Origin of the sequence: Amycolatopsis kentuckyensis, assembly GCF_041679295.1 — a bacterium.
GTDB classification, from domain to species: domain Bacteria; phylum Actinomycetota; class Actinomycetes; order Mycobacteriales; family Pseudonocardiaceae; genus Amycolatopsis; species Amycolatopsis kentuckyensis_A.
The window spans coordinates 237,578-258,823 of the sequence record NZ_JBGDMD010000011.1 but is presented as its reverse complement, the minus strand read 5'-3'; the positions used below and the strand labels follow the sequence as shown (position 1 = coordinate 258,823).

General features: G+C 70.8%; 18 protein-coding genes. 9 read left to right on the top strand and 9 right to left on the bottom strand.

Going from position 1 to position 21,246, the window contains the following annotated elements:
- Positions 1-1,729 precede the first annotated feature (1,729 nt).
- Complete coding sequence (locus tag ACERZO_RS39490) at positions 1,730-2,887, top strand: toll/interleukin-1 receptor domain-containing protein (RefSeq protein ID WP_372671120.1); 1,158 nt, start codon at positions 1,730-1,732, stop codon at positions 2,885-2,887.
- Here ACERZO_RS39490 and ACERZO_RS39485 read toward each other — a convergent pair.
- The 7 genes from ACERZO_RS39485 to ACERZO_RS39455 all read right to left on the bottom strand — a co-directional run bounded on the left by ACERZO_RS39485 (position 2,868) and on the right by ACERZO_RS39455 (position 11,855).
- Positions 2,868-6,767 (bottom strand): CHAT domain-containing protein, encoded by a 3,900-nt coding sequence (locus tag ACERZO_RS39485; RefSeq protein WP_372671119.1) that lies wholly within the window; start codon positions 6,765-6,767, stop codon positions 2,868-2,870. The genes ACERZO_RS39490 and ACERZO_RS39485 overlap by 20 nt on opposite strands.
- Before the next feature lie 10 nt (positions 6,768-6,777).
- Positions 6,778-8,322, bottom strand: a complete 1,545-nt coding sequence (locus ACERZO_RS39480; protein ID WP_354916893.1) for an AAA family ATPase — start codon at positions 8,320-8,322, stop codon at positions 6,778-6,780.
- Positions 8,323-8,335: 13 nt separating this feature from the next.
- Entirely contained in the window at positions 8,336-8,854 is a 519-nt protein-coding gene (locus ACERZO_RS39475; RefSeq protein WP_372671118.1) for a hypothetical protein, read from the bottom strand.
- A gap of 4 nt (positions 8,855-8,858) precedes the next feature.
- A complete protein-coding gene (locus ACERZO_RS39470) occupies positions 8,859-9,014 on the bottom strand; it encodes a hypothetical protein (protein ID WP_372671117.1) in 156 nt (51 codons plus the stop codon).
- 1 nt (position 9,015) lies between these two features.
- Positions 9,016-10,749: a hypothetical protein gene (locus ACERZO_RS39465; protein ID WP_372671116.1), complete on the bottom strand. Its 1,734-nt coding sequence runs from the start codon at positions 10,747-10,749 to the stop codon at positions 9,016-9,018.
- Entirely contained in the window at positions 10,746-11,204 is a 459-nt protein-coding gene (locus ACERZO_RS39460; RefSeq protein ID WP_372671115.1) for a hypothetical protein, read from the bottom strand. The genes ACERZO_RS39465 and ACERZO_RS39460 overlap by 4 nt, the downstream gene beginning before the upstream one ends.
- A 99-nt stretch (positions 11,205-11,303) precedes the next feature.
- The gene (locus tag ACERZO_RS39455; protein ID WP_372671114.1) at positions 11,304-11,855 is read right to left on the bottom strand and encodes a hypothetical protein; all 552 of its coding nucleotides are present in this window, start codon (positions 11,853-11,855) and stop codon (positions 11,304-11,306) included.
- Positions 11,856-12,397: 542 nt separating this feature from the next.
- Between ACERZO_RS39455 and ACERZO_RS39450 the strand changes: the two genes are divergently transcribed.
- A complete protein-coding gene (locus ACERZO_RS39450; protein ID WP_372671113.1) occupies positions 12,398-13,093 on the top strand; it encodes a hypothetical protein in 696 nt (231 codons plus the stop codon).
- Positions 13,094-13,415: 322 nt separating this feature from the next.
- Here the strand turns inward: ACERZO_RS39450 and ACERZO_RS39445 are convergent, their stop codons facing one another.
- A complete protein-coding gene (locus ACERZO_RS39445; RefSeq protein WP_372671112.1) occupies positions 13,416-13,790 on the bottom strand; it encodes a hypothetical protein in 375 nt (124 codons plus the stop codon).
- A 128-nt stretch (positions 13,791-13,918) separates the two neighbouring features.
- Here ACERZO_RS39445 and ACERZO_RS39440 point away from each other — a divergent pair, with 128 nt between their 5' ends.
- The 6 genes from ACERZO_RS39440 to ACERZO_RS39415 all read left to right on the top strand — a co-directional run bounded on the left by ACERZO_RS39440 (position 13,919) and on the right by ACERZO_RS39415 (position 16,566).
- Positions 13,919-14,242: a hypothetical protein gene (locus tag ACERZO_RS39440; protein ID WP_372671111.1), complete on the top strand. Its 324-nt coding sequence runs from the start codon at positions 13,919-13,921 to the stop codon at positions 14,240-14,242.
- Entirely contained in the window at positions 14,173-14,586 is a 414-nt protein-coding gene (locus ACERZO_RS39435) for a hypothetical protein (RefSeq protein WP_372671110.1), read from the top strand. The genes ACERZO_RS39440 and ACERZO_RS39435 overlap by 70 nt, the downstream gene beginning before the upstream one ends.
- A gap of 450 nt (positions 14,587-15,036) precedes the next feature.
- On the top strand, positions 15,037-15,549 hold the full coding sequence (locus ACERZO_RS39430; protein ID WP_372671109.1) for a caspase, EACC1-associated type: 513 nt from the start codon (positions 15,037-15,039) through the stop codon (positions 15,547-15,549).
- Positions 15,550-15,674: 125 nt separating this feature from the next.
- On the top strand, positions 15,675-16,004 hold the full coding sequence (locus ACERZO_RS39425; RefSeq protein ID WP_372671108.1) for a hypothetical protein: 330 nt from the start codon (positions 15,675-15,677) through the stop codon (positions 16,002-16,004).
- Positions 15,923-16,096 carry a transporter substrate-binding domain-containing protein gene (locus tag ACERZO_RS39420; protein WP_372671229.1) on the top strand — a complete coding sequence of 58 codons (174 nt, stop codon included), beginning with the start codon at positions 15,923-15,925 and terminating at the stop codon, positions 16,094-16,096. The genes ACERZO_RS39425 and ACERZO_RS39420 overlap by 82 nt, the downstream gene beginning before the upstream one ends.
- 77 nt (positions 16,097-16,173) lie before the next feature.
- Positions 16,174-16,566 (top strand): hypothetical protein, encoded by a 393-nt coding sequence (locus ACERZO_RS39415; protein WP_372671107.1) that lies wholly within the window; start codon positions 16,174-16,176, stop codon positions 16,564-16,566.
- Positions 16,567-16,602: 36 nt separating this feature from the next.
- Here ACERZO_RS39415 and ACERZO_RS39410 read toward each other — a convergent pair whose 3' ends face one another.
- Positions 16,603-18,363 carry a hypothetical protein gene (locus tag ACERZO_RS39410; RefSeq protein WP_372671106.1) on the bottom strand — a complete coding sequence of 587 codons (1,761 nt, stop codon included), beginning with the start codon at positions 18,361-18,363 and terminating at the stop codon, positions 16,603-16,605.
- 230 nt (positions 18,364-18,593) lie between these two features.
- Between ACERZO_RS39410 and ACERZO_RS39405 the strand changes: the two genes are divergently transcribed.
- Positions 18,594-21,224: a fibronectin type III domain-containing protein gene (locus tag ACERZO_RS39405; protein ID WP_372671105.1), complete on the top strand. Its 2,631-nt coding sequence runs from the start codon at positions 18,594-18,596 to the stop codon at positions 21,222-21,224.
- Positions 21,225-21,246 lie beyond the last annotated feature (22 nt).

Sequence of the window (21,246 nt, the reverse complement as noted above, 5' to 3'; positions counted from 1 at the left end):
CTCCTTCGATGATCATTGCGACTACTACCTGACGGACGATCGCCGAGGTTGCTGGAGTTGCGCAGTTCAGCGTCTTCTCGGCTGGCTCCGCCCACGGCTCAGAGCACATTCGTCGCGGTGGCAGACCGAGCTCATCGGCGGCAATCGCAGGTACGAGGGAGGCGTGACCGCCGGTGGCAGCCCTTTTGGCCTCGCTCGGAAATCACCCGTTCGGCCGTCTTGAAGGTGTAACTCCGGAATGTAGCGCAGCGACCAAAGGGAGCGATGGACATCCAGCCGACAATTCCGGTCTCGTCGTTGCTCGCCGGCGCGGTCACACCCGACCGCCTGCGGGCACGGACGGCGCGCTGCGCGGCGACGATCGCGGCCGCCCGCGACGAAGTCGTCGGTTGGGTTGCCGATCGACGCGGACGCCTCCGTTTCCGTCCCTTCGCCGGCCACCTCGACGTACTGGAGACGATCCTGCTCGGGGTACTCGACCGAATCGCCGCCGCTCAGGAGATGCAAGAAAGAAACGCGGGTGTGGAGTACGCGTGCCGCCGGAAGATCGATCGGTGCACCGCAGTCGTCCGTGCCGTCTTGAAGTGGTACGCGGCCAAGTACGAGCAGCGGCTCACCGGACATCCATGCTCCGAACTCCTGGCGTCGGCCGACAAGGTCACCCTCAGCTGCTGGCGGGAGCCGTTCGTGCGGACCTTCAGCACCCCGCCGGCCGGACCCCTGCGCTTCATCGACGACCGCTCCGACCGACACGTGCTCCGTCGCTGCTCGGTGCCAAGTGAGCTGAAGCTCACCGGAGACGAACTGGTGGACGAGCTGACTTCCGAGCTGCCGGTGCCGCTCATCTCGCTTCTCGAAGGAGCAGTTCGGGGAGCTTGGTGGCTCGCAGCGGTCGCCCACGAGACGGGGGCATCACCTGGAGTACGACCTCCGGGTGACCGGCCTGGTCCGCGCACTGCGCGGGGTGCCGTTGAGCTGGCCGGCCGACCTTCCCCAGGCGGTTGCCCGCCCGGAGACGATCGTCGTGCTGGTGACCGCAGAGCCCGTCGGCGGCCGGGTCCTCGAGCAGGACGGCGTCCGGGCGGCACCGCTCCGGTCCGGTTCGCAGGAGCGGCGCCTGCGTATGCGCACGATCGATTTCGAGCCTGCCCCGCGCCCACCCTGCCAGCCGGCACCGCCCGCTTCGGGGCCGACGAGCGACCGGAGACCTCGACGTGGCCGTGGCGTCGCGGAACCGGAGCTTCGGCCGACGTCGCGGTGTCCCTGCGCGACGTGGCCACGGAGCCGGGCACCCGGCTGGACGTGCTGGTGGTCACCGGACGCCCGGTGCACGTCGAACGGACCGAAGACGTCCGTGCTCCGCACCTCACCGAGCTGCCGGTCCACCGGGGACCCGTGACCGGCTACCTCGACATCGCGGTGTGGGCGTCGAGCCCGGCCGCCGTTCGCTGCACGAGCTGTTCCGTGAACGTTCGCCGTCCGGCGAGCCGGATGTGGTGGAGCCTACGGCGCTGTCCGGTGCCCGCTTCACCACGAGCATCGTCAACGCCGCGGACGCCGCGCTCCGGGCCGCGTCGGCCGGCTGCGCCGGGCTTGTACCGGACGACGCTGCTAAGCCACGAAAAGTTCGGCGCCGGACGTCCGGACGTCCGGACCACGCTGCGGGCTGGGCGGATCTCGTTCCGTTGCCTGGTCGAAAAGTCACCCTCGCATGACCCAGGGAGGATCCGTGCTTTCGTCGACGGACAACCAGATGGCGGGCAGTGTCCCGCTGTTCCTCGACGTCTTCGTGAGGTCAGTCGAAATGGCGCCCGACGGCATCGAGATCGGCCTGATCCGGTTCTCCGGCTGGCAGCTGCACCGGATCGATCCACTGCCGGCCGGCTTCGCCGGGCACGCGGCCTACCTGGTCCGGGTGAACTACGAGTTCGATGTGCCGCCCGGGGAGGCGCCGCCGGCCTGGGCGGAGGTGCAGTTCGCCTTCGACGCCGCCGACGTGATGGTGGTCGACGCGATCCCCCGCGCGGTCTTGGCCGCCGAGCCCGCACGCACCTACGAGCTGACCGGGCAGCTCAACTTCGTCCGCCGCACCGACGGCCGCTCCTCCTGGGCAGCCGACGCCAGCGAGGCCAACATCGCGCTGCCCGCGGTCGGGCCGCACGTGACCTGTTCCGGCCTGGGGGGCGCACGCGTGCGGTGGCGGCATTCCGGCGACGTCCGCGCCGGCACGCACACCGCGTGGCTCGTCCTGCTGGCCCCACCCGGCTGCACCGAGCTGCCGGTGCTGGTCGGCGGCACGTACAACCTGACGGTGGACGGCGGGCTCGCCCTCCGCGCGAGCGGCCAGCCGGACTCTTTCTCCGTGCGGCTTCCGGGAGCGCCGGAACCGGAGGTCCCGGCCATGCCGGCCGGCGACGGCAGGCCCCGCGTCTTCGTCTCCTACGCGCAGGAGTCCCTGGCGCACAAGCAGGCCGTCATGAAGCTGTGTCGGCTGCTGCGCCGGGCGGGCGTCGACGTGCGCGTCGACCAGGACGGCCTGGAACGCCGCCGCAACTGGGACGAGTGGACGACGAACCAGCTCTTGCGCAGCGACTACGTGATCGTCGTGGCGTCACCGGCGTACAAAGCGGTGGGCGACGGCGAACTGACCGACGGGACGCGCCACCTCGGCATCCGGTCGGAGTACAGCAGGCTGGCCGACCTCCTGCACCGCAAGCGGGAGCTGTGGACGAGGAAGTTGCTGCCGGTCGTCCTGCCGGGCCGGTCGCCCGACGAGATCCCACTGACCTTCCTCCCCGCGATCGCCGACCACTACGTCCTTTCCGCCATCACCGCGGACGCGGCCGCGGAGCTGCTGAAGGTCCTGTTCACCGCCCCTGCGGCGTGAACCCCGCCCAGCTCTCGATGCCGATCGCGCGGGAGCCGGGCGGCCGCAGCTCCAGCAGTGCCTCCGGCAGCCCGTCGAGCGACGGCGAATCCTCCAGCAGGGTGATCTGAGCGCGGCGCAACGCCTCGGCAGGGGCGAGACCGTGGCGGCGCAGGTTCTCGTGGAACAGCCACATCAGCGCGGCCGTGGACCACCCGGCGGGCACTCGCCACAGGGAGCCGACGACGGTCCGGGCGCCGATCGCCAGGAAGGTCGCCGAGAGGGACAGCGCCTCGTCGTAGTCCACTCCGGACACCTGGGTCGTGCACCCGGCCAGCACGACCAGCGCGAGTTCCAGGGGCCGGGCCGGGCTCAGCTCCAGGAGGTCCCGCGCCGACAACGCGCCACCCGACAGCTCGATCCGGGACCGCAGCGGGCTGCGCACGTCCGCGAATGCGTGGCAGGCGAGGTGCAGCACGCCGAGCGGGTCGCGGAGGTGATCCCGCACCTCGCCGGGGGTGCCCGGACCGGCCGGGGCCGGGATCCACCAGTGCGCCTGTCCGGTGCCGCCCAGGAAGCGGCCGCCGGGGTAGCAGGAGTCGCGGATGGCCAGCGCTTCGGCCGCGCCGTCGGGCAGGTCGCCGACGGGGTTCCCGACGAGCAAGGCCGCGTCGCCGCGCACGCCGGGGCGCGCCATGGCTTCGCAGAGCAGCCGCCCTGAGGGGACGTACGAGACGGTCGCGTCCTGCACGAGGTGCCGGTCGCGGCCGTCGACCCGCCGGTACGCGGCGTGCCACGGCACCAGGCCCAGGACGCCCAGCGGGACCAGCACGAGCCGCGGATCGCGCCCCGCGACCCCGGCGACCTCGGTGGCGTGGGCGAGGAGCTCACCGGCCGCGGCGCCCCAGGCCCAGCCGCAGACTTCGCGCAGCTCGGTGCGCCACTGCCGGTACTCCGGGCCGCTCGGATCCGGCGCGGCGTCCCATGCGGCGTAGGCCTCCTGGTAGCGCTTGACCGCCTCGGCATCACCCAGCTTCGGCAGGGGCCGCACCACCGGGTCACCGTCCGCGGGGACGAGGACGGCGAGCGCCCCGTGGTGGTCGTTCGCCGGCAGGAGGTAGGCGAGCACGTCGGAGCGCTGCGCGCGCAGGGCGTTCCGGACCTCCTCGACCGTGGGCGGGCTGAGCAGGTCCTCCGAGTCCTCCGCCAGTACCCGCAGCACCTTGCGCCGCAGGGCGCCCCAGCCGGTGGCCGGGCCACCGTGCCCAGAGGCCAGCGGCTCGTCGACGCCGCCGGTGGACTCCCATTCGCGCGCCAGCTCGTCCTGGCCCAGGGCGCCGAGCTGGGCCGAGACCGACCGGGTGGTGTTGGCCGACCGCAGCACCAGGCTGCGCCGCGCGTCGACGATCTGGACGAGTTCGGCCACCGCGTCGTCGTCAACGCACCAGGCGGCGAGCCGGTCGGCGGCGTCCATCGCCGTGCGCGCGATCTCCATCGCGTGCTCGCTTTCGGACTGGATCAGCACCCGCCAGGCGGCGTTCTCCACGACCTGTCGGGCGAGTTTGCGGCTTTCGGCGAAGTCCCCAGGACGGCCGCGCCGCCGCAGCGCGGCGGCGAGTGAGGTCGTCTGCTCGGTGAGCAGCGGGGTGCCGTCCCGGCGGATCCCGGTGAGGCACCCCCGGTAGGCTTCGATGGCCCGTTCCAGTGCTTCGGTGTCGCTCGGGTCCAGCAGCGAGAGGTTGTCGTACGCGACGGCTCGCGGCACGTGGAGCCCCAACGCCTCCTCGGCGTCGGCCGGTACCTCCACCTCCGACCAGCGCGCGCAGATTTCCCGCAACGCAGCGACATCTTTGTTCCTGATGGCAACAAGCGCTTCGTCGCTGGCCATTACCGGTGCCAGAAACTTCCGGAGCCACGATTCGGTGCGCACGCGGTCGCGGACGGGCGGCGGGTCGGTCCCCAAGGCGGCTGCCCCGGCACGGAGGACACCTTCGAGCAGGTCGTAGAGCGGTTCGCTGGTCGGGTCGGGCGGCAGTGCGTCCAGCAGGTCCCAGGCACGCCGAGCGAGCTCGAAGATCTCCCGCATCTCCTTCCCCGCGTGGACGGCTCGGCTCACCTCGAAGAACCCGTGCATCGCCGCGGCTTCGGCGCGCTTGGCCGGATCTTCAGCTTCGTCGTCGCGGATGCCGGCTATGTGCGTCAACCCGGTGTCCAAGGCGCTCAAGGACCCGGTGGCCGATCCGACCATGGCGATCAAGTTGGTCGCCAGCGACGGGAGGTCGTCGAGGCCCTCCGGCAACTCCGCTCCGGTGAGCACGCGGCGCAGGGCGGAGAAATCCGCGTCGCCGTCCCCGGCGACGATCCGGGCGGTGTTGCCGAAGAACTCTGTCATCGCTTCCAGCAGCGGCCGGAGTTCCGGACCCAGGTCCAGGACGTCGACGGCGTTCTGGAACAGCGGGCCCATGGAGTCCAGCAAGGCGCGGAATGCGCCGAGGTCGGTGGTCACTCCGTGGCCGCCCTTGGTGACGAGGTAGTACCAGGACATCCCGACCGTGTACGACAGCCAAGCCGCTTCTTCGGAAAGGGCGCCCGCGGCTGCCGCCTCGTCGACGGCCGAGTGTGCCCGCCGCACCCACTCTACGACCGGCTGCCGGGCCAGCAGCTCGCGCAGCTCCGGTCGGTTGCCGTCCTGGAAGACCGCTTGGAGCCGCCGAGCGTGGAACTCGTACGTCAAGTTCGGATCGGGGACCGGGAGCCCGATGCCGTGGCCGACTGCTTCCAGGACCGCGTCTGCGTGGCGCTGGTCTCCGGTCCGTTCGAACAGTTCGCTGTGCGTCTCGGCGAGCCGGCTCCAGACGAGCCAGTCGTCCACGGCATCCGGGTCCTGGTCGGTGGCGCCGCGGGCCAGCCACTCGGCGGCCGCGGTGAGGTCGGCGAGGCTGCCGGTTTCCTCCCCGCGTTCGAGCAGCGCTGCGCCGTACCAAACCGCGGTTTCCGGATCGGCCGGGTCGGCGACGACGGCGAGGCTGTCGATGATCCGGTCGAGGTCGTCGGGATCCGGGTTCTCGGCCCGGCGCGTCAGCAGGAGCCTGGCCAGCAACAGGTGACGCATCGGCCGTGCGGGGTCGCCGTGTGGGGTGGCCTCGACGGCAGCCGTCGCCAAGGCGAGGGCCGTGTGGAGGTCGTCCGGGTTTTCGTCCTTCGCGTAACGGTCGCGGTGGAGTCCCGCCAGTGACGACATCCCCTCCGGCAGCATGGGATGCCCGGCCGGCAGGCACCCCACAGCGTTGTCCACCAACCGGAATGCGTGCCGCAGGTCGGTGTCGGCGGCCACGAGGTCGTACCGGACGCCGAGCAGCCGGCCGCGGTGCAAGTCCAGCAGCGCGCGATCGGTGGGGTCCGCCAGCTGCTCGCCCAGCACGGACAGCGCCGCCAGTGTGTCGTCGAGTTCGTGCCGGCGCGTCGCCGGGGTAACCACGTCGTCGTCCCACAGCGCCGCCAGCCGGTCCGTACGAATGTCGGCCACCGTGAGCACCGCTTCGGCGAGCTCTTCGGCGGTCGGCGCGGTGGCGACCGCCTGCTCGCCCCAGTGCAGCGCCACGGTCCACTGTGTACTGTCTCCGGCGATGGCCCGGTAGGCGTACCCCACCGCGAGCGCGGTCCGCCAGGAGCACGACAGCGGATCGTCGGCGGCGAAGGCGAGCCCGTGCTCGAGCAGGAGTACCGCGGTGTCGAGGTCGGCCGCGAAGCCGGGGGCCGCGTCGTCGAGCGAATCCACCAGGAGGTAGCCGACGGCCCCGGTCAAGCTCGCGTCCACGGCCGTCGGATCCCGCTCGACCTGCGCAGCCAGCTCGCCGGCCCGGCGGTGGAGCTCGGCTTCGCTCAGGTGCCCGGTCGTCATCGGCGGAGCCTCAGCCGAGCACCACGCGGCGCGAGCCGGTCTTTTCGGCCGAGTCCCGCACCTTCCCCGACGCCGGGATGGCCCGGTCGCGCAGCTGGCGGACCTCGTCGATCCGCTCCGGCGCCGAACGCACCAGTGGCACGATGTTGCGGAAGGCGTCGCGGTAGAACTCGATCGGCACGTTCCGGTCATCGTCGGCGGCGATCGCCTCGTAACCGATCTCCTTCACGGCCGCCTCGACGTCCGAGCCGGCGAACCCGTCGCTGAGCCGGACAAGCTCGTCGACGACGTCGTCCGCCACCGGCGCGCGCAGGTACTTGCCCAGGTAGATCTGGATGATCTCCCGCCGCTCTTCCGCGTCGGGCAGGTCGACGAAGAACATGTCGTCGAACCGGCCGCTGCGCAGCAGCTCCTGCGGGAGCGCCCGGACGTCGTTGGCGGTCGCCACCACGAAGACCCGGGCGGGGGATTCCTGCAGCCAGTACAGGAACTGTCCGACCAGCCGGGTGGTGATGCCGGTGCTGTCGGTGCCCGAGCCGGCCAGCCCTTTCTCGATCTCGTCGATCCAGAGCACGCACGGCGCGACGGCGTCGGCCGTGGCGAGCGCCTCGCGGAGCCGTCCCTCCGACTGGCCGACGTACATGCCGAGCACCGACGCGATGTCCAGCCGGTACAGCGGCAGCTGCCAGTCGCTCGCGATCGCCTTGGCCGACAACGACTTGCCGCACCCCGGGACGCCGACGAGGAGCACCCCGCGGGGTGGCCGCATCCCGCGGTCGCGCAGGTCCATGGTGAGCAGCGGGCGCTTGCGATCCAGCCACCGCCGCAGCCCGGCCAGGCCGCCGACGAGGTGGTCACCGGCGCGCACCGGGACCCGCTCGATGCCGGCCAGCTCGCTGAAGATGGAGTCCTTCGCCCGGCCGAGCTCGACCAGCTCGGCCTTGGTGATGGACTTCCGCACCACGAACGTGGCGAGGATGTTCAGCGCCTCGATCTTCGTGACCCCGGTGAGGATCGACGCGGCCTCCTCGCACTCGGCGGGACCCCATTCGATGCGGATCTCGCCGGCGTACTGGTGCAGGAAGCTCTCGATCTCCGCGCGCATCTCGTCCACGTCGGGCAGGTCGAGCGCGACCGCCATCCCCATGCGCTGCAGGGTGTTCCAGGTCGGATCGGCGGTGATCACCATGATGCACCCGCCGTGCTCCTCGGCCAGCTGGGCGAGGTCGACGAACCGCCGCGAGATCTCGTTGTCGTCGCCGAGGTGCTGGACGTCGGTGAACACGACGGTCTGGTTCGCCCGGGCCTGGAACCATTCGCCGGCCAGGTCGAGCGCGCCGAGCAGCGACTTGTCGTCCGAGAGCACCTGCCGGTTCCGCAGGTCCCGCAGGCCCTGGCTGAGCGTGTGCACGACGATGTCGAGCTGCTTCTCCCTGGCGAGTTCGCCGAGCATCTCCAGCGCGCGCCCGCGTTCGACCGTGCGGACGGACACGAACGGAATGCGGGCCAGCAGGTAGGACTCGATGCGGGCTTTCGTCTCCGCCCCGTTGGGCATGTCCCTGTTCTCCCTAGTCGAGGATGACCCGGCGGCCACGCGCCGGTCCGGCGGGCGAGGGTGCCGCCGCCGGGCGGGTCAGCGCGGGCTCGAGGCTGTTCTGCCGGACGGCGTTGCGCAGCGAGACCGGCGCCTCGCGCACGGAGTCTTCGAGACTCCGCTGCGCTGACGAGATCGTCTCCCGGAGCGCGTCGGCCACGCTGGTGCGCAGCTCGCTCGGGAGTCCGGAGTGGACGGTGAAGGCCACCAACGGGCCCAGCCGCTTCCGAGCGTCCGCGAGGACGACCGGGAGCACGGTCATCGCCCGCTCGGGCTGGGCGAGCAGCAGCTGCTGGTCACGGGAGAAGGCCTCCTGCCAGCGGCGGACCCGGTCGTGGAACGCCTCGGCGACGTGCCGGGCCAGCCGTTCGGCCATCTGCGGCCCGAGTTCGGCGTCGATCGGCTGCAGGTGCCCCGCCGGCAGGTCCTCGCCCCGGCCGAAGGCCGTCAGCCAGCTCACCCACGCGGCGTACGGGCCGGGTGTCCGGTGCACGCCGTCACTTCCGGGGGTGTCGTCGGAGGAACTCGGCGGGCGGCAGCAGGTCCCAGCCGGGCAGGTCCAGCGCGACCTCGTCATCCTGGAGGACCGGCCGGGGCCGGGATTCTTCGGGGCGTTCGGGAACTTCCGGGCGACCGGTGATCGCTCTGGGCATGTCACGCTCCTCGCTTCGCGCCGGGCGCCGGGGCGGCGAACGCCGTGCTGTTCAACCGGTTGAGGTACGAGCGCAAGGCCGCGGCCAGGGCGAGTTCACGCTCCCACTCGGCCCGCAGGTCCACCAGCTCGGCGATGCCACCCCGAAGCTGCGCGACCGCGACGGCCCGGCGTTGCTCGCCCTGGCGCCGCAGTTCCCGGCGGCGTGCGGGTAGCGCGCGGGCCTGGTAGGCGGACCAACCGGCGAGGCCGGCCGTGCCGAGGAGGAAGAACACCGCGAGCCCGGGGTTGTGCGCCAAGCCCGCCCACAGCGCCAGCAACAGCACCATTCCGGCGGTGATCGCGGACGCCAGTGGCGGACCGGTGAACTTCACCTTGGCGACCGCGGCTTCGGTTTCGGCGTCGATGTGCGCGGCCAGGCCGGCGACGAGGTCGGCTTCGCCGGTCGTCTGGTCGATCCGCGCTGCCCACCCCTCGAGCCGGAACTCGACGGCCGCGGGCTGTGCGGCGACGTTGGCCGCCTCCAGCCGCCCGGCGCCCTCGACGATCCAGTCCTTCGCCAGCGCCACCGCGAACCGCTGGGTGCCCGGCGACGTACCGGTGCGCGGGTCACCCACCGCCGCGTTGCTGAGCAGGGTGAGGAAGTCGACCGTCTCCTCGTGCAGCGGGGCGGCCGTCTGGACCGCCTTCGCCGCCTGGGTCTTGTCGCCGTCGGCCTTGACGATCTCCTGCAGCTCGTGTTCCTTGCGGCGCAGGGGAGCTTCCTCGACGTCGTAGCCGGTGACGAGCCCGTCGAGGATGTCGTCGACCCGCTGGCGCAGGTCCTCGCTCTGCGGCAGCTCGCCGGTGAACAGGGTCCGGAACCGCTCCTCCGCCGTGCGGTGCACGGTCGCCCCTTCGTAGAGCTCCTTGAGCTCCGGCCAGGTGGGGCTGATGGCCGGCAGCACGGTGTACCGCGGGTCGACCGGCCGCCGGTCGGCGTCGAGCAGCCGGGCCCACCGGTCGACCTGCTTGTCGACGGTGTCGCGGTCGTCGGCGAGGCGCTCGTACCACTCGCCGAGCTGGTGCATCACCAGGTGCTTCGACTCGTGCCCGAACGCGCCGGTGCTGACCGCGTCGAGGATCACGGTGAATTCGCGAGACAGCCCGGTGGGGTCCTGGCGCGCGGTGTACTGGCGCAGCCACCGCGCGGTGGCCTCGTTGCGCTGGTGCCGGCGCAGCACCAGCGCGAAGAAGAGGGCCGCCTTGTCGTTGTCCCGGCGGGTCGTCTCCACCAGGGCCTTCTGCGCCAGGTCGGGATCGTCGCGGATCCAGGCGGCGACGGCCACGAGCGCCGGGGCGAGCCAGTACCGCGGGGTGACCAGCATCAGCTCTTCGGACAGCTGGCGCATCGCGCCGTGCGTGACGATCCCGACGTCCAGCGCCTGCAGTGCGCCGGTGGCAAGCCGGCGCACCTCGGCGAAGTGCCCGAAGTTCGTTTCCAGCTCCTGGCGCACCTGGATGATCTCGGTGTGGGCGACCTGCAGGTTGTGGCGGAGTTCGTCCCGGCGCCGGTATTCGGTGAACTCCGCGCGCAGGCCGAGCAGCTCATTCTTGGTGTGGTCCTGCGCGACGGCGACCTGGCCGATCGACTGGTGGAGCACGACTTGTTGCTGGTTCAGCGTGGCCTGCGAGTCGGCGAGCTGCTCGACCGCCCGGCTGATCTGCCGGAACGCGTTGGCGACGGGGTCGGTCACGACTCACCTTCCAGTAGCACGACCGAGCCGTCAGCGCGCACGCAGACGAGCCGGTCCGGGTAGACCTCGACGGCCAGGTAGGCCGGTGACACGGCGAGGGCGCGGGCGCGTTCGAGAGCCGCGGGCAGCGCCTGCCCGCGGTGGTAGTGCTCGATGATCGACCCGTCCAACGCCAGGGTGTGCACCTCGAACGGTTCGCCGAGAAAGCATTCGGCCACAATGCCGAACGGAATCGTGTGGTACTTGTCGGCGAATTCGCGGCGTACTCCGTCGACGAACTCGTCGGTCTCCACCGCGCTGAGACTCCCGGCCGCGTCGAGCGCGCGAAGGGCCCGGACGTAGTTCTCGGACCGGTGTCCGGATTTCAGCCTGCTGCCGCTCGTCGCCGCGCTGTTCGTGGCGCGCGAAGATCGGGAAAGCATCCCGTTCTGGCGGGTGATCATTGGTTTCGGCACCGTGCCGGCTCCCTGGGGTGAGACATTTCCTGTCCCTAGTCGTCGCACGCGCGGCGGCTATTACGGATACCGCCAGCGTCACCCGGATGGCGCAACGGATCAGCCGGCGGCCAGGACGAACACGGCCGTCGCGGCCGCCGTCCAGACCACGGCGGTGGCCACGGCGAGGATTCTCGTGAGCCGGCCGGACGCGGGCAGCCGGGGCCGCAGGACCCGCCCGGTGCCCGTGTCCACCAGCTGCCGGACGACCACCCGGCCCGACCGGTCGCGCCGCCCGTAGGCCTCGACGACCGTGCCCGTCGCCGGTGCGCCGGGGATCAGTTTCCCGGTCACGACGCAGACGTGTTCCGTCCCCGTCACGTCCTTCAGCACGAGGTCGGAGACGTCCACGGTGCGTGACCGCGCTCGCTCCCGCAGGGGCAGAACCCAGGACCACCAGGGTTTTCCGGTCTCCCGTGCGTCCGCGGGCAGCGTCGTTCGCAGGCCGGCGCCGAGGAGGGCGAGCACTACCGCGGCGGCGCCGCAGACCACCAGCAGCGGACCGAGCGACGCGTGCGCGAGCACGGCGACGGCCAGCGCCGCGGCGGTGAGCGCCGCCCCGATCCGGCTCGCCCACACGAGGCTCTGGCCCAGGACCGGTTCCTGCCGCACCGGGCCGGACCGGAGCACCGTCCCGGTCGCGAGGCGGCCGGGGACGCGGGGCGGTGGTTCCGTCGCGGCCGCGACTCGTCCCGCGGGCGCGACCGGGCGGCCGCCGCACGCGGGGCAATCGGTGTCTGTCGTGCTCAGCGGGGCACCACAGGAAAGGCAGGAAACGGGCATGATCGTCATTCCTCACCATCACGGTGTTCGCGGAATCCGAAACAGAACGCGAACCGGATGCGATTGTGTCGGGTGATGGCGCGCCCGGGAAGTCTCGATTGGGAAACGCTCACCCGGCGCGGCCGCCGACGTGAAAGGTGCCCGAAGTGAACGGATCTCCGGTTTTCGACGCGCCCGGGAACGAGCCGCCCCCGCGGGGTTCGTTGTGGGGCCCGGCGCGGGCTCCCGCCGATTCGCCGGAACGTGCGGAATCCACGGATTTCCGGACCGACGGCCCGCCGACGGAACCGATCGCGGCGATCCCGCCCGCGCCTCCCGGTGCGGTCGAGGAGCCGCCGCCCGCGCCCGGCGGGGGAAAGAGCGCCGGCCGGGTGAAGGTTGTGATCGGTGCCGCGGTGACGGCCTTCGTCGCGGTGACGGCGGTCATCGTGGTCTCCGCGGTGACCTACCGGCCCGCGCCGCGGTCCGACGCTAACAGCCAGGTCCTGGGGGCCGGAAGCGGCGCGGGCGCCTATTCGAGCTACGTCCCGACCTACGCGCCCGCCTACGCCTCGACCGAGACGCCGACGCCGACGACGGCGTCCACGACGGAAACTTCGTCGGCGGCATCGACGTCGTACTCCCCGGGCGCGGTGCCCGACGGCTACCAGCAGGTGACCGGCCCGGCAGGCGTGTCGGTCAGCATCCCGGCTGGCTGGTCGGTGCAGCGGGGCGCGTTCGCGACGACGGACGAGGCCGACGCTCCGGACGGGTCCGGCTCGATCATCCGGTACAGCGGAAGCCCGACACCGGTGCTGTCCCTGCCGGATGCGGTAGCGGCGCTGGAGCGTGACACGCCTACCATCCGCAGGGATTACGAGCGGCTCCGCCTCGACGAACTCGCCTCCGGCGAAGTCGTGTGGGAGTTCCGGTTCACGACGAAGGCGGGCGTCCAGCGCCACGCGCTCGGCCGGTACTGGCGCGCGAACGAGCACGACTACGCGGTCTACGCGTCGGTCGACGAATCCCGCTGGGCAGACTTCCAGCCGATCCTCGACGTCCTGGTGCAGACGGCGGCCCCGCGTTGACCGGCGGCGGCTCGTAACGGCACCGGCGAACGCAGCGAATGGTCCGGTGAACCGCCACGCCGGGACCGAGCACGGCCGATCCGGCGCGAGCCAGCACCGTGATCGGTTCCAGCCACGGCCACGCGGCCACGAGGTTGAGCAGGGTCGTCAGCATCGTTCCTCCTCCAGGCGGGTTGCGGCCACGGCAGCGTCACCCCCGCGGTGTTCGCCATGCGGCAGCTGTCCCGAACTGAATGAACTGAACGAAGCGGGGAGCGCCGGTGGGGGCGGAAAATGGCCACGACGTGTTGCGGCTCTTGTACGAGGCCGTCGGATCACCGGGTTAGCAGGACTTGGTCGACTCCGCCGACCGCAAGGGCACGTTGCTCAGCAAGCGCACGATCAGCAACCTGCTCTCCGGCAAGACCGACCCGCGCCGGCGCACAGTGCTGATCTTCGTCGAGTCGTGTCTGACCCACAGCCCGCGCGCGCGGACGTCCGCGCTGTGCCGCGAATTGCCCGCCGCAGCCCGCGACGCGGCGTACTGGGACGGCCGCCGGGACAAGGTGACCGGCAAGCCGGCCCGGGTTCCCGCGCCGGCCAGCTTGGACTTCTTCGTCGTCTGCCGCCGGCCCGACGCGCCCGCTGCCCAGCGTCTGACGGAACCGCTGCAACAGCGCGCCCGCGTGGGCGGCCGCGTCGTCCTGGCTCCGGACACCCCGCGGCAGGAGTCCGAGCGGCAGCACCACGCCTCCGCCGTGACGGTCGTGCTTGTCTCCGAAACCGGCCTCGGGGAGATACGGTCCTTCGTCGAAGTCGCCGCGGACCTCGTCCGGCGGGATCCGGATGGGCCACGTCGCGGTCTCCGTCCCGCTCGGCGGCGCGGCGAAGCACCCCGAGGAACTCGCCGGAACGGCAGTCCTGGACGACGCGCTGCCCGTCGTCGCCGAACGCCTCCTGAAGCTGCTCTCCGCCCGGCATCGCCGGCACGCGGCCGGATCGGCGGAGCAGGCGGCCCCGACGGTCGGGCTGCTGAGCGCGATCGACGACCACCTGCTGGGCCGGGCGTCCCGCCACGGCCCCGGCGGGCGGTCGAGGCATTGCTCGAGGACTTCGGCGATCCCGCTTTCGACGAGCGGGCGCGCCGGCACAGGCTGCAGGCCGCGCTGATCATCCGCGAAGCGGAGAACCACGGCGAAGCCGTGCGCCACTGGACCCGCGACGACGACGGGACCGCGACTCTCGCGCTCGACCGGTTCCGCGACCACCTGGCCGAAGCGACCGGGCGACGCCTGCTACCCGGCTTCACCCCGCCGGTCCGGTCGACTTCCCACGAAGTCGTCTTGGCGGAGAGGGCACAGCGGGAAACTGTCCGCACGAAGCTCGACGAGCGCGACCGCCGGCTGACTCCCGCCGCGCGGCAGATGTGCGTGCTTCCCGCGGCCGATCAGCGCTTCTGCGGACGGGGCCGGCTGCTCAACGCCGTCCCGGCCGCCTCCGTCGTCTGGCTCTAGGGACCGGCGGGACGGGCACGTCGGCGGTTGCAGTGCACCGGGCCCACTAGGTCGCGGACGACCTCGAAACGGTTCTTTACCTCGATCTCCACGGCATGACCCCGGAGAGCCGCCGTAGAGCGCGGACCGCCGCCCGGATCCTGCTGGACGCGCTGGGCGAGCGGATGGTCGCTGGCCTCCGCGAAGACGCCGCGTTGTACGAACGGCTGGCCGCCGCCCTCCGTCGGACGAAACTCTGCTCGTTCTCGACAACGCCAGGGAGGCCGACCACATCCCCGATCGTCCGGGCCGGCGGCGCGGAGACCACCCTGATCACGTCGCGGCTCCGAGTGCAGAGCTTTACCGAACACACCGTCCAGGTCCCGCCCTGGACCGGAAGGTGTCGGTCGAGCTGCTGGACAGCTACGCCGCCGGCATCGCGGAAGACCTGCTCGACCGGCTGGCGAAGTTGTGCGACGACCTGCCGCTCGCGTTGCGCCTCCGTCGGCGGACGATGTGCTCGATCGGGTCCGCGACACCGCCGCAGCCGCGACCGACCTGTTCGCGTTCTACTTCGCCGTGCACGGGTTCGTCGACCTGGAATCCGACGAGCTGTTTCTCGCGCTGCCCGGTACCGACCGCGCGCGACCGTGGACCGGGCTGTCGTACGACTGGATCCGTCGCGCGGTCAGGCATCCGTCCGTGCGGGCGAAACGCAAGCTGATCGTGCTCGACTGCTGCTACAGCGGAGTGGTGCTCGGCGGGACGCTGGCCGACGACGCCGCTGACCACGCCGCGGTCGACGGTGCCTGCGTCCTCACCGCCAGCGCCGAGACCAAGACCGCGCTCGCGCCGCGCGGGGAGCCGTTCACGGCGTTCACCGGCGAGCTGATCACCATGCTGACGCAGGGCATTCCCGGCGGGCCGGCCGTCCTCGACGTCGACACCGTCTACACGTACCTGCGGGCTAACTTGCAGGCCTAGGCTCGCCCACTGCCGCAGCTGCGTAGCCGCAACTCAGGACCTCGTATCCCGCTTGTGCGCAACCGCGCCGGCTCGCCGCCCTCGCGCCACCTCCGCCTCGGAAATCGCGGGTCGCGGCGGCGGTCGTGCTGACGGCTTCGCTGTTCACCTCGGCCGACGCCGTCCCGGTCGCGGTGACCCCGGAGCTGACCACGACGATGGCGTGCAAGGTGACTGAACAGCCGATCCCGCTCGCCCACGCAACGAATACCCCAGCTGTCCGCGCGGCCACGGCATCCCTGTCTTCGCGACGAGTCCTGCGGATCGACACGATGTTCGGCCGTCCAGGTCACGCGGAGCGCTGTGCGGACGGCAGGCTGGCTTCGACGTCGCCATCGCCGAAATCATCGCGACCGACCTCGGATTTCCGCTCGATTACGTTCAGTGGATCGACTTTTCTGCCGGGGAGCGGCTGAGCGCGGTCAAGAGGCATGAGGTCGACATCGTGGCCGACAGCATGGCCCTCACCGACTCACGCAAGCAACAGATCCGCTTCGGCGGCCCGTAAGAGATCTCCAGCCAGACGCTCATGGTGGGCGGCGCCGACGTCGTCGTCGACGGCCCGCAGTCGTTCCGGGACCGGATTTGACAGTCTGCGCCGCCGTAGGCAGCTCCGCGGCGGAAAACCTGCGCCCCTACCTGGCGGATCTGGCCCAGCTGGTGATGCGCTCGGCGATCACCGACCGCCTCATCCTACTGCTGCAGGGCCGGACCACCCCGGTCAGCGCCGACCGGTCGCTGCTGCTGGGCTACCTGCCCAGCCTCGGCATCCGGGCGAAGATCGTCGGCCCCGCCCTCGCCGACACGACCTACGGTCTGGCCGTGGCTCTGGAGTACCCGGAGCTGGCCGACGCAATCGACGGCATCCTGGAACGCAGCTACTCGGACGGGCGCTACCGGATCGCGTGGCGCAACTCGCTGGGCAGACTGCTGCCCGAAGTCGCCACGGGTCCGCCGGTAGAGCGCATGCGCCGGTGATCGCCGGCGTCAGCCGACCCGCGGGACGGCGTTCACCTAGATTCTCGGCTTCCCCGGTGTGAGCTTGCCCTCGCCGTACGTCCACGTGGTTTGGGCGCGGCCACTAGGGCAGCAGTGGGCGTCCTCGGGGTGGTACCAGTCTTCGGTGGCTTCGATGCGGCCGCGGGAGATCGTGATCGTTTCGACCGCCGACGTGTACGTCTGGGGCGTTTGCTTCTGCGCCGTGACGACGCCGACCGGGGCCGGCTTGCCGCTCTTGCCGGTGATGACGACGAATCCTTGTCCGGGAACGCCGTTGCCGCCGCTGAAGTTGCAGTAGACGTCGATCGCGGCCTCGTCGTGGCCGTCGCCGTCGAGGTCTCCGTAAACGACCGTGCCGCTGGTGCCGGCTTCGAGAGGCCCGTACCGGGATGGGATGCCGGCGGCGGAACCGTTGCGCAAGGTGAAGTCGCTGTTGGTGTCGCAGAGAGAGGCCGGGACACGGATCGACGTCAGCTTGGTGCGGTGCAGGTCGGTAGGCGGCACTTGGGCATCGACGTTGATGGTGAACGTGTCGGTTCCGGTCGCGATGCGGACGATCCCTTGGAGGCCGGCCGCGACGAGGCTGACGCCGGAGGTGAGGATGCCGATCACCACCTTCACCGGCCTGGGTGCCTGGTGTCCTGCCGCCGTCGCCGCGGTGCTGGCGCAGGAGAGAACTGCTTTGGTAAGACCGGCCACGGCGTCGGCGGTCGGCGGCGTCGTGATGTATGCCGCCTCGATCGCGTCACCGACGCAGCGCACGGCGTCGGTGGCAGTTCCGATTCGTCCAACGTCGATACCGAAGACTTCGAGGGCTTCCTCGACGCCGAACAGCAGCGCCATGCCCAGGTAGGTACCGGTGTCGACCTTTCCGGTGATGACGCCGGGAAGCTGGGCGACCGGGAACCGGTAGGTCCGCGGCACACCTGGGACGAGGAGCCCCTCCGCGTACGGCTTGGTCTTGATCAAGGTGTCGTAGCCGGCGAGGACGGCCGCGTTGCCGGCGTCCACAGTGCCAGGCGGCTCGAGGGTCGCGTCGGGAGCGGCGTGAAGCAGCCGCGGCAGTGGCGAATTGGGCGTCATCGTGACGATCGCTTGGCCGTCCTCGACCCGCAGACACGACCACACCGGGTCGCCGGCGACCGCTCCGCCGAGCGTCACGTTCGTACCGTCGCCAGTCGTCACGGGTGAAGCCGTGCAGCCAGGCCGAGCCGACGTGATTCCGGTCGTCTGCCCGGTGAAGCGCTTGACGGATTCGGCCAGTTTGCCGAAGTCGAAAAAGCCCGGCCAAAAGCTGCTGAGATGATCTATCTCCGTGGTGAGCGTACGTTTCCCGGCGTCGTACGCGGCCGGAATCAGGTGTGTTCCATCGCTACCCGACGGATTGGTGAGCACCACTCCAGCCGCGCCGGCAGGTGGCCGCGCTTGAACGGGGAAACGGACTGACAACGGTTTCGCGGGCTGTGCTCCGTCCGTGAGTTTCAGTTCGAGCAGTGAGCCGGCCCCGGTGAACATGGACGCGCCCGCACCGAACGGAGCGCGGGTACCGATGTCCGCGGTGAGGACCGTGCCGACGGGCGCCACACCAGGTGGACCTGTGATGACGACGTCGTCCACCGACAGCGACACGCCTTGCTCGGTGATCTCTGCCGAGGCACCTCGTGCTGCGTCGGGTGCGTCATCGTCGGTGTCGAACACGACGATCGCGCCGGCGGCGGCCAGGCAGGCGGCCAAGGCAGCGATCGCGATCGACCATTTGGCACGGTTTCGGCTCACCCATCCAAGATCGCCGCCTCGGCCTCAAGGTGTTACGGCGAACGCGGTGTTGTTATCCGAGAGTGTCAATCGGCGGGAAAAACCGGTTACGTCGGCGGTCGCGTTGGTCATTTTCGCAAGCCGGAGGCGATCTTCGGTGTAACAGCAATGCTCTCTCGGGCGCTTAAGAGGATCGTGGCCGCCGGACGGATCAATCGCGGCGACCGTTTCCCAGCGATTCTGGAGGCCGAGTGCCAGGGCAGAGGCGAACGCGTGCCGCGGTCGCGGTGTGGGCGGGAGTGTTCCTGGCCGCGACGACGTTCGTGGTGATCGCGGCGAGCAGTGACGCGCGCCCGGACCTGAACTTCCAGCAGGAAGGACACTGGGTCTACAACGCGGCCGAGCAGGCCGCCTTCCACGTCAACGGCGGGACCAAGCAGGTCGACGCGCGGACCGGGAAAGTTCAGCTCAACGGGGCCGTCGCGATGGGCCAAGGAGACCGTCAGCTGAGTGCTGTCGGCGATGGCAAAGCCGTGGTGTTCGGCAAGTCCGATCTCGCCGTCGCGGCCACGGTGGCCGCGCCTGGCGGAGATGTGCCGGTCAGCCTCGAAGTGCCCGGCGGGCCGTACTACGTCTACAAGCAGGCCGGTACGGTGGTGCGGTTCGCACAACTTCCGCCGGTCACCATGCGTGCCGGGGGAACGGTCGGCGAGCCCGCTCCGCTGGCCGACGGCACGATCTGGTTCCAGCGGGTCGACAACGGTGCCTTGTGCCGGGTGAAGCGTGACGCTGGCGACGTGCTCTGCCCGGTCGACACCGACGGCAAGCAGGGCAACGTGGTGGCGACAGGCGATCAGGCTGTCTTCGTCGACCCATCCGCGGGAACCCTCACCCCGTTTGGCGAGCAGGGGGCCGGCCAGCCGGCGAACCTCGGGGTGCGAGTTGCCAAGGACGCGCGCACGGCGACCGTCGCGGTCGCCCAGCGGCTCCCCATGGTCGATCCGGGCGACAACCGGCTGATCCTGGCCGGCCTTGACGGCCTCGGTGGCGGACGGCCCGGATCGGCACCGATCACCGTCGGCCTGGGGGAGGGCGACTTCGCGGCGCCAGTGACGTCGACGGACGCCGTCGCGGTGCTCGATCGCGCGGGCAGGCGGGTGCTGACGTTCACCCCGACCGGCAAGCAGAAGGCGACGACACCGCTTCCCGACGGTGCTGGCCAGCCCCGGATGACGCGCGGTCAGGACGGGCGCGTGTACGTCGACGCCCAAGACGGCGCTCACACCGTCGTGGTCGACCACGACGGATCGGTCACCACGGTCGGTATCGGCAAGCAGGACGTGCCATCGCCCGACACACCGAAGACGCCTCAACCACCGGTGAACCCGCCTCCAGTCGCTTCGCACGGCAAACCCCAGGCCCCCACGGCCGGCAAGGGGACGAAGGACCCGGCGAAGACGCCGCCGAAGGCGCCGGGTGTGCCAGGAGTGGTCCAAGCGCAGCCTGGAAACACCACGGTGAAGCTGTCGTGGGGCGAAGCCAGTGCGAACGGCGCGGCCATCGCGGAGTACCGGATCAGCTGGCACTCGACCGCGGGCGGGGGCACCGACGGTGCGCTGAGCGTCGGGGGAAACCAGCTGCAGGCCGACATCCCGGGCCTGCGAAACGGCGCGACATACGTCTTCACGATTATCGCCGTGAACTCCGTCGGTACCGGTCCCGGCGCCGACTCGCAGCCGGTCACCCCGAGCTCCGAGGTCCCCGGCGCGCCAGGCGCGCCGACAGCGACCGCAGTCGAAGATGGCACGGTCAAGCTCACCTGGGCCCCGGCGGATGGTCAGGGCCACCAGATCACCGGCTACACGGTGACCGCGCACGGCGCCGACGGCAGCACGACGGCCGCCGGTACCTCGACGGAGGCCTCACTCACCACCGCCACGGGCGTTCTGAAGCTCGGCACTGCGTACACGTTCACCGTGACCGCGGGGAACGAGCTGGGACTGTCCAGCTCCGACTCGCCTTCGAGCGGTGCGGTTTCCCCGTACTCGCCCGCCGCCGCAGTCGGTGGTCTGAGCGCTGCCGCCGCTGATTCGACCGTGACCCTCACCTGGACCGCGCCCGAGCTCAACGGTGGTGACCTCGCCGGATATCTGGTCGAGGCCGACGGCTTGACGCCGCAGACGGTCACCAGCACGACTGCGGCCTTCAACGGGCTGTCGAATGGCACCAAGTACAGCTTCACCGTGCGTGCGCAGACGCGCCAGCGCGGCACAACTGGATCTACAGTGGACGGCGCTCCAGCGACCACCGAAGCCACGCCCGGCCGTGCCCCGATGGTCGACGTGACCGGAGCTTCGAGCAGCGGTGATCGGCAGATCACTTTGACGGTCAACGTGTCCGACTACAGCAGTGGCGCGGTGACGTGCCACGTCGTGTTCAACGGCGCCGAGCGGTGGACGGGTGGCTGCGCGAGCGGCAACTCGATCACCGTCGGCGGCTTGGACTACGCGACGACGTACGACATCTACGTCACCGGTGAGAACAGCTTCGGCCGCGGACCGACCGGGTCTCGTGGCTCGGCACGCACCAACGACCCGCCACCCCCACCGCCGTCCGTTTCAGTGTCGAAGGGCAGGCGCTATTCGAGTTCGTCGTGCACCGACCCGAGCTGTGCCTACGTGGTCGTCTCGGCACGCAACTTCGCTGCCAACACCGGCTATTCCGTTTCATGCGTGTCGACCGTGGACGGTACGTACTACACGTACACGGCGCGGACCAACGGGTCCGGCGCGTTCGACAGCTCCGTCTGCTTCTTCGGCTACCGCGGCAAGCAGGTCTGGGCCGTCGTCGGTGGCGTCGAATCCAACCACCTCACCTGGTGACCCCGGTTTTAGTGAACGAGGA

Excerpts from the sequence above, each read along its gene's own strand:
- ACERZO_RS39485 (WP_372671119.1), bottom strand. The coding sequence starts at position 6,767 with ATGACGACCGGGCACCTGAGCGAAGCCGAGCTCCACCGCCGGGCCGGC.
- ACERZO_RS39480 (WP_354916893.1), bottom strand. The coding sequence starts at position 8,322 with ATGCCCAACGGGGCGGAGACGAAAGCCCGCATCGAGTCCTACCTGCTG.
- ACERZO_RS39470 (WP_372671117.1), bottom strand. The coding sequence starts at position 9,014 with ATGCCCAGAGCGATCACCGGTCGCCCGGAAGTTCCCGAACGCCCCGAA.
- ACERZO_RS39440 (WP_372671111.1), top strand. The coding sequence starts at position 13,919 with ATGGGCCACGTCGCGGTCTCCGTCCCGCTCGGCGGCGCGGCGAAGCAC.